Genomic DNA, 15,530 nt, shown 5'->3' with positions numbered 1-15,530 from the left:
GGTCCGTCAGGCGTCCTCGATGCGGAACAGTGTGCAGCGGCCGGCCAAGGCGGCGAACTCGTCGGGGTCATCGCTGGTCACCACACCGGACTTGATCATCACCGGCACACCGGTGGGAACGAGACGCGGGAATTCGCGCAACACCGGCTCGCTCTCGGCCGCCGGGATCTCCACCAGCCGCACCGTCCGCCGACGCCGCCCGACCTTCAGTTCCGCGGTATCGGCAGCCTGGACATTGCGCACCCAATCCGCCCCGGGAATACCACCCAGAACATACTCGACGCCCTGGAACTCGAACGGAGTCACCGGCGTGGTCCGGGGCTTACCCGACTTCCGCCCCGCCACGGTGAGCAACGCCATCGGCAACGAGACACCTACCCGGCTGACAGCAACCATCGCCCGATTCATCGGCTTCAGCCAGCCGGGAATCCTGACCCCGTCATCGGCCATCGCACACTCCTCCAACCCGGGCGATTCCTCCACGCCCGCAAACGGATAACGAGCCGCCCGATGCGACTCGCCATGGCAGCGTAACGGTTCCCGGCGACAGCCGGTATCCGTCACGACGGTTCGCGCACCGGGCCTACCGCGCCGGTGAGCCCGGCGACGAATTCGGGCCCGCCGAAGCGAGAGACGAGTTGATGGCCGCGAGATCGGCCGATGCGGGGCCGGTACGCACCGACAAGAGCACGAGCTCGCCGCCGGCGGTGGCGACCACCAACTCACCGGTCGCCGTTGCGGGCGGAAGCCGGGGATGGCACACCAGCCGCTCGATACCACCTATCGGGACACGCGCCACGGTGCCGACAACAGTCATCCGGACACCCTAGGCGCCCCCACTGCGGCGGTCGGGCGGCCTTGTTCGTCATCTCTGGGAAGGTCTCGCGAATTACTGTAGGCACCCGCGGTCCGGGGCCCGGCCGGGCCGCGTGCCGGGCAACCGGCCGTGCTCCCGAACGCGACGGGTTCGCGGGAACCGTTCATACTCCGCATGATCACACCGCATCGGTAGCCGCGTCGATCATGGCCGCCGAGGAGACGCGAGCGGTGATCCGGTCGTCGTCGTGCCGACAACGCCGTGGGGTGGACCGGCCCGCAGGTCAGGCGGCGGGAAAGTCCGTGGCCGGTGCGCTGTCCCTGGTCGCGACCAGGTTTTCCCTGAGGGCGTCGACCTTGGCGGTGGCGTAGGAGTGGGCGTCGGAGCCGAGCAACTGGCGCAGCGGACCCCCACCGGCCACGACCCGGGCGATGATCGCCGCCGCACCCTTGACGGGGTCGCCGAGTTGGCTGCCCTGGAGTGCGAGGTGGTCGCGGATCATTTCCCGAATCGCCGGGTAGTGCTCGGTCTGCCGCGCGGGCAGAGCGAGCGACTCGGCGGTGAGGAACCGGGTGCGGAAATACCCCGGCTCGACGATGGTCACTTCGATACCGAAGTCGGCCACCTCCGCGGCCAGGGCCTCGCTCAGTCCTTCCACCGCGAACTTTCCCGCGCAGTACAGTGCCCAGCCCGGGACAGCGGTCAGCCCCAGCACCGAGGACACGGTGACGATATGGCCACCGCGCTGCTCGCGCAGGATCGGCAACGCGGCACGCAGCACATTCCATACGCCGACGACCTGCACATCGAACATCTCACGGACCTCACGGTCACTGGTCTCCTCCACCGCGGCCAGGAAACCGTAGCCCGCGTTGTTCACGACCGCGTCCAGTCCCCCGAAGTGTTCGGTGGTCCGTTGTACGGCCTGCCTCACCTGGGTCTCGTCTCGCAGGTCGACCGTCAGCGGCAGCAGACGGCCGGTGCCGGCCCGATCGCCGAGCGTCGCGAGCAAGCGTTCGGTGGAACGCGTAGTGGCCGCGACATTGTCGCCGCGGGCCAGCACCTGCCGGACGAGTTCCGCGCCCAGGCCGCGGGAGGTCCCCGTCACGAACCAGGTGGCGGGCCGGTCGGTCGGAAAAGTCATGATCATCCTCGCTGGTAGTGAACGGAATGGGGAATGCCGGCGGAGCGTCCCGCCGTGGCATGTGTTCAGCGTGCCCCACCGGCATCGCCGTCGGGGACGTATATCAAGCCCTGCACAACCGCGGACCCGGCAACCCAGGACGCGCAGGACCACCCGGGAACGCGTGTCGTCGACGACACTGGGATCCGTGGCCGAGAACAATCGCGAGCTTGCCGACTTCCTCAAACGCGCTCGCAGCCAGAGCGACCCTGCCCGGGCGGGTCTGCCTCCGGACGGGCGGGTGCGCCGCGTGCCGGGGCTGCGTCGCGAAGAGGTCGCCCTGCTGGCAGGGGTGTCCACCGACTACTACACCCGGCTCGAACAAGGGCGGCGTATCACCCCTTCGCCCGCTGTGGTGGACGCGATCGGACGCGCCCTCGGGCTCGACGACGCGGGAAGAGCTCATCTGCACGACCTGATCGGAGTGGCTCCCGCCCCGGCTCGCGCCCGCGGAGTGCAGCGGGTGCGCCCCGGCCTCTATCAGCTCCTCGACGCTCTCGACGGGGAACCGGCGCTCATTCTCGGGCGGCGCACGGACATCCTCGCCGCCAACCGGATGGCGCGGGCTCTGTTCGCCGACTTCGAGCGGCTGCCCCCACGGCAACGCAACTACGCGCGCTGGATGTTCCTCGACGACAGCGCCCGGTCGCTGTTCGTGGACTGGGAAGTCCAGGCCCGCGCCGCCGTCGAAAGCCTGCGACTCGATATCGGCCGGGACCCCGACGACCGGGCCGGCGCCGGGCTCGTCTCCGAACTGCGCGAGCAGAGTTCCGCGTTCGATCGGTGGTGGGAGCAGCATCGGGTGCATCAACGCACCCACGGCTGCAAACGGCTACGCCACCCGCTCGTCGGCGAACTGACCGTCGAGTTCGAAACACTCACCTTACCGGGAGACCCCGATACGACCCTGTTCGTCTACACCGCCGAAGCGGGGTCGGCGTCGCGCCGGGCTCTCGATCTCCTGGCCAGTTGGACGCTCACCGGGCCGAGCGCGGAAACGACGCACGAGCCTTCATCCGGACCCTAGCGGGAGCGGTGACCAGAGCCGCGTCCTTCGGCCGGCGCGATGATCGCCTCGATGGCGTTGTCGGTGATGATCGCGACGATCCGGCATCGGCCCGGACCGTAACGGTGGCACAGTCGTTCGGGTGGCCGCCGCGTGGACGAACGATACGGGCACGCGGTCCCGGTTCCGAGCGGGTTCGGCCGGAACCGGGACCACGGGCCGATCGGCTCGCCGCGGGGCTGTTCCGGATCACGGAACCACCTCCGCCTTTCCGGGTCTCGGTAGCGGTCCGATATTTAACTGTCGCGACAATTACTGTCTAGACAGCTAATATGCCGGTATGGAACATGGCACCGTCATGCGCACCGCCTCCCTGCTACACGATTCCGCACGGCACTTGTCGAAACTGGTGGACCGTCAACTCGCCGCCCATGGAGTGACGGCCCAGCAAGCCGCGCTGCTGATCGAGTTGGCGGGCGGTACCACCAGCCCGAAACAACTGGCCGCGACACTGGGCACCGATACCGCCGGGACCACCCGGCTCATCGATCGGCTCGAAGCCAAGAGCCTGCTGCGACGTCACCGGGCAACCGAGGACCGGCGAACGGTGATCCTCGAACTCACCGAGTCCGGCCGGAAACTCGTTCCCGCACTCGTACCCGCCTTCGCAGCGGCCGCCACGGTTTTCTTCGACGGTCTCACCGACGCCGATATTCGCCGCACCGGCGATATGCTGGAACGCGCCCTCACGAACATCCCTGTCCCCCACCATCATCCGGACCGGTAGACCGGGTCGCCGAAGAGCCACTCCGCCCGCCAGGGGACAGGGACTGCCCTTCTCTCCGGTCGCGCCCGCGGCGCGAGGTCGAACTCGGGCCGTTCCCATGTCGATGCCACCTGCCGGCCTGCGCGCTGGCCCGCCCGGCTCCGGGGAGGTCCACCGCCGCCGGAGCGGCCCACACACCGGAACACGGGCGATCCCCGGCACCGGATCACCACCCGAACACCATGCGAGGAGGCATTAGCATCCGAGATGATGAGTTCGCTACCGCACCCCCCACCGCAGGTCCCCGTGACCGTCGAAGCCACGGAGTCTTCCGGAGTGGGCCGCCCCCTCGGGATGCCGATGTTGGTCGAATTCGCTCCCGGCCACCGGTTCCTGCTGAACCCCGGCCGCAACCAGTTCTGGCTGCCCCCGGGCCGCTATCACGTCCAACTGTGGTCGCAATACGCCGCCTGGCGCGCGGGCAAGGCAACCATCGATATCGACACCACCCGCGGACCGGTATGGTTCCACTACGCCGCACCGATGACCATCTACCACCGCGGCGCCGCCGGCTTCCAGCCACAGCAGCGGCCGGGTAAAACCTTCGATACGGCCCTGATCACACTGCTCCTCCTCTGCGTGGTCGGATCGTCCGCGGCCGCACTCCTGTCCCTCCTCTGACCCGCGGCCGGAGAGCGGCCGGCAGATTCACCGCGCCCCGGTAACGGCGCGGTGAACACCTCATCCAGCACGCTGGCCGGCACCTTCATCGGCCACGGAGCCCGGCGGGAGCTCCGGCGCGGCGGCGAGCAGTCGGTCCAGGTGGCGGCCGGAAGTTCGTGCCCGAGGCCGTTCAGCGGGAGCAGGGCGGCGCCGGGGCTCTCTCGCGCCCTAACCTGTCGTTACCGTACGGAAAAGAACAGTTTCGACGTGCTCGGCAGCCACGCCGAGCCGGTCCCCACAGCTACCCCGAGAGAGCCGAGGATCCGCCCGCCCGGTCCGAGCGCTGCATTCGACGGGCGCGATTCGGTTTGCACCTGACGTAAGGTCAGGTTCTACCGTCGGCGACACCGGCGCAGGGCGCGCCGGTGGAAGTGGGATGAAACGGATGGACCAGCACCGAACCGAGCGGGTATGGAAAGTCGGGGAACTCGCGGCCGAGGCCGGGCTCACGGTGCGGACGCTGCATCACTACGACCGTATCGGGTTGGTATGCCCCGCGGAGCGGACCAGCACCGGACACCGGCTCTACACCGCCGGCGATGTCGAGCGTCTGTACCAGGTGCTGGCCCTGCGTCAGCTGGGCCTGGGGCTGGACCGGATCGCGGATCTACTCGAGGGCACCGTGGCGATGGCACAGGTGCTGTCTGCTCATCGCGATTTCCTGGCCGCGCAATTGGCCGCGACGCGGGAACTGCACGCCTTGGTCGCGGCGCTGGCCGCGACGGCGGAGAACAGGCCGGACGCATCCGCGGAACGCTTCCTGGAACTGATCAGGAGGACCGTGATGGTCGACGACACCTTCAAGGAGTACTTCACCGAGGAACAGCTGACGCAGCTCGCGCAGCGTCGAGAGGAACTCGGTGAACAGCAAATTCGGCACGCTGAAGCGCAATGGGGTGAGCTCATTCCGAAGGTCGACGCGGCGATCGCAGCGGGAATGGACCCGGCCTCACCCGAGGCGCAGCACATGGCGGCGCAGTGGATGGAGCTCCTGGAAGGGTTCCACGGTGGTGACGCGGGCCTGCGCGACAGTATGTACCGGATGCAGGCCGGCGAGGCCGACCGGATCGAAAGCGAGTTCTGCGGACCTTCACCCGCCCAGATCGAGTTCATCACAGCCGCGAACACCGCACGCCGATAACGCCTTCGGCAAGCACCGGCGTATCGATCGAGACGCGGAAACAACTGGGATAACGCATGCGCCCGGCGCGCGGGAAGACCTCCTGCGCACCGGGCGCGTCGCTTCGCGGATCTTCCGCACGACGGGCCCTGTCCATGCTCGCCCCGACAGCGGACTTCGGCGCATCGACCACCTCGGCACCGAGCACAGTTGACCCAAAGGTCCACATAGTGATGAAAGACACACTATAGCGGCGACTTCCCGACCGTCGAGAAGAGGCTCCAGAGACACTCCGACAGAGGGCCATCGGCGGATGAGGCACCGCGATTTGCAACTCGGGCAAGGACGCACGCGCTGGCCACGACGGGCGGCGAAGCGGGCCGGACAGCGACCATCCCACCCAGCACACCGGCCTCGGGTCGAGGAAAAGCATGGTCGGCGCGCATTCCGGAAATCCCGCGAGGCACCCGGCCGCGTCACACTACCGCCCCACCGACGCGCGATGGAGACCGAGCGGGGCGGCAGTTCTGCCACAACGATTTCCGCTTTCGAACCAAGTGCGTCCTGAGCACTGGACAACACCTTCCCAGCATTGGAAACTAGAGCCAACTGCTATTGAAGAGGTGGGTCGAATGGTCAGAACACACACGGTTGTCGCCGGGGAAACACTGTCGGCCTTGGCGTTGCGCTTCTACGGTGACGCGGAACTCTCCCGACTGATCGCCACCGCCAGCGGAATCACCGACTCACCCGGTGGCGTTACCGCCGAACCCGACGTCGATGTGGGGCGACAGCTGATCATTCCCGATTTCACGAGATACGAGGCGCTCGCGGGAGATACGCTGCCCGAGTTGGCGTTGCGCTTCTACGGTGATGCGAAACTGTCTCGGCTGATCGCCACCGCCAGCGGAATCACCGAGTCCCACGCCGTCGGCGTGGGACGGCAACTGGTCCTTCCAGACCTCACGAGATACAAGATGCTCGCGGGAGATACGCTGTCGCAGTTGGCGCTACGTTTCTACGGCGATACGACGTTCTCCCCGCTGCTCGCCACCGTCAACGGCATCGCCGATCCCGACGCCATCGGAGCCGGGGACGTCCTGGTGATATTCGCCGGGCGCAGCGACGGCTTCGGGCTCTCGATCGTGGACCGCAACGAGAACGACCCCCGGATGTGGTACTACCGCTTCCAAACCCAGGCGATCGGCTGGAACCCCGGGGTCAACGTCCTGCTCCCCGACGACTACCGCACCAGCGGCCGCACCTACCCCGTCCTCTACCTGCTCCACGGTGGCGGCCTCGACCAGGACTTCCGCACGTTCGACTTCTGGGGCATCCGCGATCTGACCGCCGGAAAGCCGATCATCGTCGTCATGCCCGACGGCGGGCACGCGGGCTGGTATTCCAACCCGGTCAGCTCGTTCGTCGGCCCGCGCAACTGGGAGACCTTCCACATCGCCCAGCTGATCCCCTGGATCGATGCGAATTTCCGGACCTACGCCGAGTACGACGGCCGCGCGGTCTCCGGGTTCTCGATGGGCGGATTCGGCGCACTGAAGTACACGGCCAAGTACTCCGGCCATTTCGCCTCGGTCAGCAGCCATTCCGGCCCGGCGAGCCTGCGCCGCGACTTCGGTCTGGTCGTGCATTGGGCGAACCTGTCCTCGGCGACCGTGGAATTGGGTGGCGGTACTGTCTACGGCGCGCCGTTCTGGAACCAGGCCAGGGTCAGCGCCGACAACCCGGTGGAGCGTATCGAAAGCTACCGGAACAAGCGGATCTTCCTGGTCGCCGGCACCAGCCCGAGCCCGGTCAACTGGTTCGACAGTGTGAACGAGACCCAGGTGCTCGCCGGCCAACGGGAGTTCCGCACCCGCCTCGGTACCGCCGGTATCCCACACGAAGCCCACGAGGTGCCCGGCGGTCACGTCTTCCGGCCCGATATGTTCACCCTCGACCTCGACGGCATCATTGCCCGGCTGCGCCCCGCGGCTCTCCTCTCCTCCTCGAGCGCGCTGCCGGGGGCCGCGTGAGCACGACGTGACCCCTCTGGCCCGGTCGACGTGATCCGGCCCCGAAACAGGGGGTCGGGTCACGTGGACCGATCACCGGGGTCCCGTCACCGATATCTCGGCCGCGAGCTGAAATTGGAGCCGGTTCGGCCCGGCAGCGGCACACCGGTAGCGCGAGCCCTCACCGCGGTGATCACGCCGTCGACCGATTACTCCGAGGCGGTGAGGACGGCATGCTGTTCGCGGGCGAGCCGATGGGTTTCGTCCTGGTTGCGACCCACTGCCAGTGCTACATAGCGATCGGCGCGCACGATGCACACCCAGGCGTTGGGATGGTCTCTGCCGTCGGAAAAGCAAGGGGTCTGCGGTAGCTCGGCCGGTGCCGGGGCTGCGAATCTGTCGTGGTCGCCGGTGATCATCGCGGTCAGGAATTCGCCGAGCCGGGTCGCGCCGCTGGGATCAGCGGTGCGATACACGATGGTTCCCTTTCGCCCCATCGCCGACAGCCCCACCTCGGGGTACAACCGAGCCGCCGTCAACTGGTCCTCGGCGAACATCACAGCGCCGCGCTGCCGGTAGGCGCCCGGCCCGGTGACGTTCGCCCCGATCGAGAGCGCGAAGATTCCGTCCGGGTCGTAGGGCAGCCGCGCCAGCTCGTGCACCGGTGTCGGGGTGAAGGCGTCCAGCAACGGCCGTTGCAATTCCAGCGCGCGGGTGATCAGGTGCTCGATCTCGGCGCGGTCGGGATGCCGCACCTCGGTGTAGACGACGTAGTCGCGGTAGGGGGTGATCGCCAAGCCGTCCAGCCGGTCGTGCTGGCTCCGGAGGCTGAAGTGGGTGTCGGACTCGCCCGGCAGGCCTGCGGCTTCGCGGTCGGCGGTATCGAACATCCCCCGAGACCTCTCGGCGGCCGCCGAGAGGTCTTTCGCCGCGGCGCAGGCGCTCACGGGGTCGCGGAAGCGCATGATGCCGTGGGTCAGCCAGCGGCTCTCCCGCGTCCGGGCATCACCCGAATACCGTTGGGTGACGAACCCTGCCAGCAGCCCGTGGTTCTCGGCCGCGTTCGAAACCTCGTTGTTGTGGCCGGCGACCACCATCAGCCGCGACCCGGTGAGCACCCCGGAGCTGCTGTGATGGATGTAGCCGGGGTCGATATCGGTCGGTAACGCCAGTACCTCGGCCATACGCGAACCCTCGGCGAGCGCGCCGTCGCCGAACCGGTCCTCGCCGGTCGGCGCGGGCGCGGCCGTGCAGGGTGCGGCAGGCGTGGTCCCGGGCGCGGCTTCCGGTCCGTTCGTACTCGCGCACCCGCTCAGCAACAGCGTCGTGACCGCGACCACCGTTGCCATGGTCTTTGTCCGGCTCGTCCGGAAGTTCCGGACTCGCGGATCGAGCAGTGGTGCGCCACAAGCGATCGTCATCGGTGCGTATCCCCCCTGTGAAACTCCGAATCGTAGTAGTCGGCCGACGGCTCAACCGAGCTGTAACCCTACCGCTGTGAGGTCCGCGTCGAGGACGGCCCGCTCGGCGGCTTCCGTTCCGAGGCACTCGACGATCACCGGACGATGCCATCGAACCCTACCGAGACGGTGGCTGTTCCCTTCTGCGCGAATCGGATTCCGGCCGTCACCGCTGTCTGTTCCGGATCAGCTCGGCTCCTCGAGGAGCGCGACCACCCTCGCATAGTCATCGATGAGTTTCTTCTCCCTACGAGCGCGCTCATCCGGGTCGGGGGTCCAGACGCCTGGCGACTGGTGTGATAGGTCTCCACCACTTCCAACTGACGACCGGCCGAGCGGCCGCTGCGCACGAACCGGCGCCACGCCGTCTGCGCGTCCCTACCATGTGCGACGACGACAACGAGATCAGAGAGCAACGCGATCAACCGCTGCAAGGAATCCAACCCTTGCTCGATTTCCGCACTGGTGGGTTTGCGGTTGATGTACCAGGGATAGGCATTCCAGGAAATCAGGTCCGTAGCCGCGAGACCCGAGCCTTCGACGACCTCGAGATGGCGCTCGGCGGAGGGATCGTCGTTCTCGAGCGAGAGCATCCCACTGCCCTTGTCGTGCTGCGTTTTCGGCCCCGGATCTCGGAAAATGGCCAGTACCCGGGCGGCGGTGCCGCCGTATACCGGCGCGACATAGGGCATCCATGAACCCGATTCCTCGCGCAACTCGTCGACGAGCCGATTGATCGGCTCGATATGGCGGTCGTAGATATGAGCGTGCTGGGTTCGCCGATACTCGGGATCACGCATGCGCCGCGGGATCAACCCGGCCCCGATACTCGGCTCCCTCGGCCGGCACGGAATCCGTAATCACGGAGGGGAATTCGGGTACGGGCTCGGATTCGGGCAGAATCACGTTCTCGGATACCGGCGAATCCGCCGAACGGCGCCGACGCCCCTTCCATCCCGCACGGAAATCGCGTCCGTTGCTACCGAACCGCTCGAGCCGATCCCGGGTACGCCGGCGCGCGTTCGACGCGAGACCGGTGACACGTCCGGCGGTATCCTGCGCGGCATCCGAGACACGCGGGATCCAATCACGAAGCGCCATAGATTTCTCCGCTCTTCCACAAGTTCTTTCCGGGGGCACCCGCCGGTCAGCCTAGAGAACGAAGCACCGTCGGTGACACCGAACAGCACAGATATCGATTTTTCGCCTTCGCGTACCCGCCGTCACCGCAGACAAGGAGTTCTTCCCGCTACAGCAAGCCCGCTCGTATGTCGCGCCGGAGAACCAGGTGGACGGAGGCCGGATACTCGAGGCCGAAACACGCCCGCAAGTGTTGTGAAATATCGGATCATTACTCTCGCGCTGTCCAGATGTCGTGATGACCCGGCGGGAATGGAATCCGGGCGGGCAGCATCCTTCAGGGGAGTAGTCGAATGAGTATCACCGAACCCGGCGAACCCGTATCGGGAATCGACCACGAATACCTGGGCAAGCGGACGCTGCGCACCGGAACAGCGGGCTGGGTGCTGTTGGCCGGCCTCGGCGTCAGCTACGTGATCAGCGGTGACTACTCCGGATGGAACTTCGGTTTGGCAGAGGGCGGGTTCGGCGGCCTGTTCGTGGCCACCATCGTGATAGCGGCCATGTACGGCGCGATGGTGCTGAGTATGGCCGAGATGTCCGCTGCTCTTCCGACAGCGGGTGGCGGGTACACCTTCGCCCGGCGTGCCCTGGGCCCGTGGGGTGGGTTCGCGACCGGGACGGCGGTGCTGATCGAATACTCGATCGCACCTGCCGCGATCGCCACGTTCATCGGCGCCTACGTCGAATCCCTCGGCCTGTTCGGCATCACCGATGGATGGTGGGTGTATCTCGCTGTCTACGCGATCTTCGTGGGCATTCATCTGGCGGGTGTCGGTGAAGCGTTGAAGGTGATGTTCGTGATCACGGCGATCGCCCTCCTGGGACTGGTGATCTTCGCGATCGCGAGCATCGGCGACTTCTCCGTGTCGAACCTGATCGATATCGCTCCCGATCCGGATGCCGTGGGAGCCGGTGAGTTCCTGCCGTTCGGCTACCTCGGGATCTGGTCGGCGCTCCCCTTCGCCATCTGGTTCTTCCTCGCCGTCGAGGGTGTGCCGCTCGCGGCAGAGGAAGCGCGGGACCCCGCGCGCAATGTACCGCGGGGCATCATCGCGGCGATGACGGTCCTGGTCGGGACAGGGGCGGTGGTGCTGGTTCTGGTCCCGGGGGTGGGCGGGGCGGCGGCGATGCAGACCTCCGGCAATCCGCTCGTCGAAGCGTTGGGCTCGGGCACCGCGGCGACGGTCGTGAACTACATCGGGTTGGCGGGTCTGGTCGCGAGCTTCTTCTCCATTATTTTCGCGTACTCCCGGCAGCTGTTCGCGTTGTCGCGCGCGGGCTACCTGCCTCGTGGACTCTCGATCACCACGGCGCGCAAGGCCCCGGCATCGGCGTTGATCGTGCCCGGCATCGTCGGCTTCGTACTGTCCGTTTTCGGAAACGGCGCGACGCTGCTCGATATGGCGGTGTTCGGCGCGGCGCTGAGTTACGTGCTCATGATGCTCAGTTATATCGTGCTGCGGATCCGCGAACCGGGCATGGAACGGCCGTACCGGACGCCCGGAGGCCTCGTCACCGCCGGCTTCGCGCTGGTGATCGCGGTCCTGTCGGTTATCGCGACCTTCCTCGTGGATTCCACCGCGGCATTCGGCTGCCTCGTGGTATTCCTGCTGTTCATGCTGTATTTCGCCCTCTACAGCCGGACGCGGCTGGTCGCCGGTTCTCCCGACGAGGAGTTCGCCGCGCTCGCCGCCGCGGAAGACCAACTCCGCTGACCCACCGGCATACCGCTCTTATGGATCGCCGCGGCCCGCTTCGATCACCCCGGCAGCCCGGCGCAGGGTGGCGACCCGGCTGGAGCTACGGGCCCACGGCGTTGTTCCCCGAGGACGAACCGGCGATGTTCGAGCCGAGACCGCTCGCCGCGGCGGCCCTGGTGGGTGCCGGGGCGGCGGAGTCGCTTCCACCCGGTCCGCCGGGCGGCACGGCCCGCGGCCCGATTTCCGGATAAGGTGGCCCGCACGTCCGAGGCGGGGGCCGCCCGGTGTACGCCCTACTTCGGTGGCCGGAAGCCGCCGATCCGCTGTTCGAGCAGTTCGGCAAGCCGTATCGGGGTGCGGTCTTCGAACATCGGGCCGATGAGTTGCACGCCGACCGGCAGGCCTTCGGGAGACCGGCCAGCGGGTACCGCTGTCGCGGGAAGACCGGGCATGGTGGCCAGACCGGCCCAGACGAGCTGGTCGAAGTACGGGTACTCGACCCCGTCGATATCGAGCCGGCGCCCCAGCAGATCGGGGTTGTGGTCGTGCGGGAACGCGGGAGTCGGCGTGATCGGGCACACCACGGCGTCGAACTCCCCGAACAGCTGCCGCCAGCCGTGGCGGTGGATCTCGCGGCGGTTGTTCATCTCCATCCGATCGCGGTGGGTCGACACCATGCCGCGCAACCGCGCCGCGTCGAGGCTCCGGTCGTCTGCGCTCAGGCCGGCCGCGCGGGCCCGCAGTTGCTCGTACGCCTCGATGGGAAATCGTGCCACGGAGCCGGAGAACAGCAGCTGCGTGTAGAGAGTCGCGGCTTCGGCCAGGTCGGGTAGCAGCGGGCTGTACCGTTCGACGCGGGCACCACCGGCCACAAGCGCGTCGGCCACCCGGTGCACGCCCGCTCGCACCGCGGCACCGGTGGCGAGGAGCGGATGCCGGTCGAGGACCAGAACCCGGAAATCGCCGAGTCTCTCGTGGCGCGCCGGTGGCAGCGTCACCGTATACGCCACGCCGGACGTCAGCGGGTCCGGTCCGGCCATCACATCGAGCAGGAGCGCGAGGTCACGGGCAGTGCGCGCCATCGGACCGACAACAGCGAGATCGGCCTCGGCCGGCAGTGCCGGCTCGGACGGCGGGGTCATACCCCGCATCGCCGCCAGCCCCAGTGTCGGCTTGTGCGCATAGACACCACAGAAATGGGCGGGGGTACGCAGCGAACCGGCGAGGTCGGAGCCGATGGACAGCGCACCGAAGCCGGCTGCCAGGGCCGCGGCCGATCCGCCGGAGGATCCACCCGATGTGCGGCTGGGATCCCACGGGTTGTTGGTGGTGCCGTAGATCTCGTTGAAGCTCTGTATATCCTGCAGCCCCAACGGCACATTGGTTTTACCCAGCACTACCGCGCCGGCGGCCGCGAGCCGCGATACCTGGACCGCGTCCTCGACCGGTACGAAGTCCCGGTACTGCGGCATACCCCAGGTCGTGGGTATCCCGGCCATGTTGTAGGACTCCTTGACCGTTACCGGAATACCCAGCAGAGGCCGCTCCTCCCCCCGGCGGCGTGCCCGGTCGGCATGCCGCGCCGCCACCCGCGCACGATCGAAGTCGCGCACACAGATCGCGTTGATCACCCTGTCGTCCCGCTCGATCCCGGTGATCGCCGCGTCGGTCAATTCCACCGAGGACACTTCACCGGCACGTAACGCCTCCGAAAGCTCGTCGGCCGACCGAAAATTCCATTCCATGTTTTCGACGCTAACGACCCTCCGCGGAGGCCATAAAATTCCGCTACCGGCAACGGAAGGAACGGGGCGACCCGCCCCGGCGGGGACCACGGGGAAATGCCGGTCTCTCCGAGCGTCGCACCGGCCCCGGGGCCGCCGCCGACGCCGGGCACAACGCCCGGGCCTTCGGAGACGTCCCCTGCCTCATGATCGCCGGCAGGGTATCGCCGACTGCGCCGAGCGCTGGGGTATCGGGGACGCATCCCCTACCGGGATCAGCTGATCCGGCGTTCGCGTCCGCTCCAATACGGTTCGCGCAGTTTGAACTTCTGCAGTTTTCCGGTGGCGGTACGGGCCAGTTCGTCCCGGAATTCGACAGAGGTCGGGGCCTTGTAGCCGGCCAGCCGCTGTTTGCACCAGGCGATGAGCTCCGCTTCGATCGCGCTGCCCGGCTCCGCGTCCGGAGTGAGCACGACCAGGGCTTTGATCGTCTCGCCCCATTTCTCGCTCGGTACCGCGATCACCGCCACCTCGGCCACGGCCGGATGGGAGAACAGGCAGTCCTCGACCTCGATCGAGGAGACGTTCTCGCCGCCGGTGATGATCACGTCCTTTTTACGGTCGGCGATGGTCAGGTAACCCTCCTCGTCCAAGGCGCCGCCGTCGCCGGTGTGGAACCACCCGCCGGCCAGCGCCGCCGCGCTCTCCTCGGAACGGCCCCAATAGCCCTCCATCACCACATTGGACCGGGCCAGCACCTCCCCCGCACCTTCCGCGGACTCCTCGGTCCGCAAACGGACACCCAGGGCCGGTGCGCCGGCGCGGGTCAGCTTCGCCGCTCTCGCCTCGGGGTCGAGATCGTCCCATTCCGCCCGCGAGCGGTTGACGGTGAGCAGGGGTGAGGTCTCGGTGAGACCGTAGATCTGGATGAACTCCCAGCCGAGCTCCTGTTCGACGCGGGCGACGGTTTTCGTCGGCGGCGGCGCACCCGCCATGATGATCCGCACCCGGTCGCGCCCGGGGATCTCGCCCTCCCAGGTCTGCGCGGCCTCGAGGACCGCGGCCGCGACCGCGGGTGCCGCGCACAGCACCGTGACGCCATGGTCCCGGACCCGCCGCAGGATCTCGGCACCGTCGATCTTGCGCATGACGATGTGCCGGGCACCGACGCCGGTCATCGCGAACGGCTGCCCCCAGCCGTTGGCGTGGAACATCGGGAGGGTGTGCAGATAGACGTCGCGGTCGCTGACGGTGGCGTGCATCCCGAAGGTCACCGCGTTGACCCAGATATTGCGGTGGGTGATCTGCACCCCCTTCGGGCGGGCCGTCGTTCCGGACGTGTAGTTGATGGTGGCGGTGGCGGTTTCGTCCGGATCCCACGGCCGCGGCACCGAGCCGGGGGCGGCATAGAGGTCGGTATCCGAACCCAGCACGAACTTGTGCTCGCATTCGACCGCACCGAGCGAATCCGCGAGCTCCGGGTCTACGTACAGGGCTCGGGCGCCGCAGTCGGCGAGGATATAGCGCACCTCGTCGGGACGCAGCCGGAAATTGACGGGGACCAGCACCCGGCCCCATCCGCTCACACCGAAGAACGACGTCAGCAACCGGCTCGAGTTATGGCTGACGATCGCGACGCGTTCACCGGCTCCGATCCCGAGCTCGTCGAGCCGGGCGGCCTGCCTGCGCGCGAGATCGGCGACCTCGGCATAGGTCAGAGCACCCTGGCCGGCCGCCGGCTGATCGGGTTCGTCGACCACACCGATCCGGTCGCCGTACACGGTTTCGGCGCGGTCGAGGAAATCGGAGACACTGAACGGGACGAACATGGCCCTCCTACGGATTTCGCGGGCGCCGGGGACGATTCTGCGGACCT

At 67.6% G+C, this 15,530-nt stretch carries 13 protein-coding genes; 6 read left to right on the top strand and 7 right to left on the bottom strand.

Annotation, left to right across the window (positions count from 1 at the left end; all coding sequences use genetic code 11):
- Positions 1-6 precede the first annotated feature (6 nt).
- The 3 genes from ACYR7D_RS19815 to ACYR7D_RS19805 form a co-directional block, all read right to left on the bottom strand.
- The gene (locus ACYR7D_RS19815; protein WP_459546021.1) at positions 7-450 is read right to left on the bottom strand and encodes a nitroreductase family deazaflavin-dependent oxidoreductase; all 444 of its coding nucleotides are present in this window, start codon (positions 448-450) and stop codon (positions 7-9) included.
- Between the two features lie 133 nt (positions 451-583).
- Positions 584-817, bottom strand: a complete 234-nt coding sequence (locus ACYR7D_RS19810) for a hypothetical protein (protein ID WP_459546020.1) — start codon at positions 815-817, stop codon at positions 584-586.
- Positions 818-1,100: 283 nt separating this feature from the next.
- Positions 1,101-1,961, bottom strand: a complete 861-nt coding sequence (locus tag ACYR7D_RS19805) for an SDR family NAD(P)-dependent oxidoreductase (RefSeq protein WP_459546019.1) — start codon at positions 1,959-1,961, stop codon at positions 1,101-1,103.
- Positions 1,962-2,148: 187 nt separating this feature from the next.
- Between ACYR7D_RS19805 and ACYR7D_RS19800 the strand changes: the two genes are divergently transcribed.
- The 5 genes from ACYR7D_RS19800 (at position 2,149) to ACYR7D_RS19780 (ending at position 7,648) form a co-directional block, all read left to right on the top strand.
- Positions 2,149-3,027 carry a helix-turn-helix transcriptional regulator gene (locus ACYR7D_RS19800; protein WP_459546018.1) on the top strand — a complete coding sequence of 293 codons (879 nt, stop codon included), beginning with the start codon at positions 2,149-2,151 and terminating at the stop codon, positions 3,025-3,027.
- Positions 3,028-3,346: 319 nt separating this feature from the next.
- A complete protein-coding gene (locus ACYR7D_RS19795; RefSeq protein ID WP_459546017.1) occupies positions 3,347-3,793 on the top strand; it encodes a MarR family winged helix-turn-helix transcriptional regulator in 447 nt (148 codons plus the stop codon).
- Positions 3,794-4,132: 339 nt separating this feature from the next.
- The gene (locus ACYR7D_RS19790; protein ID WP_459546016.1) at positions 4,133-4,453 is read left to right on the top strand and encodes a hypothetical protein; all 321 of its coding nucleotides are present in this window, start codon (positions 4,133-4,135) and stop codon (positions 4,451-4,453) included.
- A gap of 427 nt (positions 4,454-4,880) precedes the next feature.
- Positions 4,881-5,636, top strand: a complete 756-nt coding sequence (locus ACYR7D_RS19785) for a MerR family transcriptional regulator (RefSeq protein WP_459546015.1) — start codon at positions 4,881-4,883, stop codon at positions 5,634-5,636.
- A gap of 611 nt (positions 5,637-6,247) precedes the next feature.
- Complete coding sequence (locus ACYR7D_RS19780) at positions 6,248-7,648, top strand: alpha/beta hydrolase-fold protein (RefSeq protein ID WP_459546014.1); 1,401 nt, start codon at positions 6,248-6,250, stop codon at positions 7,646-7,648.
- Between the two features lie 188 nt (positions 7,649-7,836).
- Here ACYR7D_RS19780 and ACYR7D_RS19775 read toward each other — a convergent pair whose 3' ends face one another.
- On the bottom strand, positions 7,837-9,048 hold the full coding sequence (locus ACYR7D_RS19775) for a DUF7373 family lipoprotein (RefSeq protein ID WP_459546013.1): 1,212 nt from the start codon (positions 9,046-9,048) through the stop codon (positions 7,837-7,839).
- A 134-nt stretch (positions 9,049-9,182) separates the two neighbouring features.
- Positions 9,183-9,887, bottom strand: a complete 705-nt coding sequence (locus tag ACYR7D_RS19770; RefSeq protein ID WP_459546012.1) for a uracil-DNA glycosylase — start codon at positions 9,885-9,887, stop codon at positions 9,183-9,185.
- Between the two features lie 633 nt (positions 9,888-10,520).
- Here ACYR7D_RS19770 and eat point away from each other — a divergent pair.
- Positions 10,521-11,945, top strand: a complete 1,425-nt coding sequence (eat, locus tag ACYR7D_RS19765; RefSeq protein ID WP_459546011.1) for an ethanolamine permease — start codon at positions 10,521-10,523, stop codon at positions 11,943-11,945.
- A gap of 278 nt (positions 11,946-12,223) precedes the next feature.
- Here the strand turns inward: eat and ACYR7D_RS19760 are convergent, their stop codons facing one another.
- Both ACYR7D_RS19760 and ACYR7D_RS19755 read right to left on the bottom strand, forming a co-directional pair.
- Positions 12,224-13,675, bottom strand: coding sequence for an amidase (locus tag ACYR7D_RS19760; RefSeq protein WP_459546010.1), 1,452 nt, complete (start codon positions 13,673-13,675; stop codon positions 12,224-12,226).
- Between the two features lie 254 nt (positions 13,676-13,929).
- On the bottom strand, positions 13,930-15,483 hold the full coding sequence (locus tag ACYR7D_RS19755) for an AMP-binding protein (RefSeq protein WP_459546009.1): 1,554 nt from the start codon (positions 15,481-15,483) through the stop codon (positions 13,930-13,932).
- Positions 15,484-15,530: the final 47 nt, after the last annotated feature.

Source organism: Nocardia sp. X0981 (genome assembly GCF_977089955.1).
Note: the sequence above shows the minus strand (reverse complement) of the source record. Positions and strands in the feature narration are given on the sequence as shown.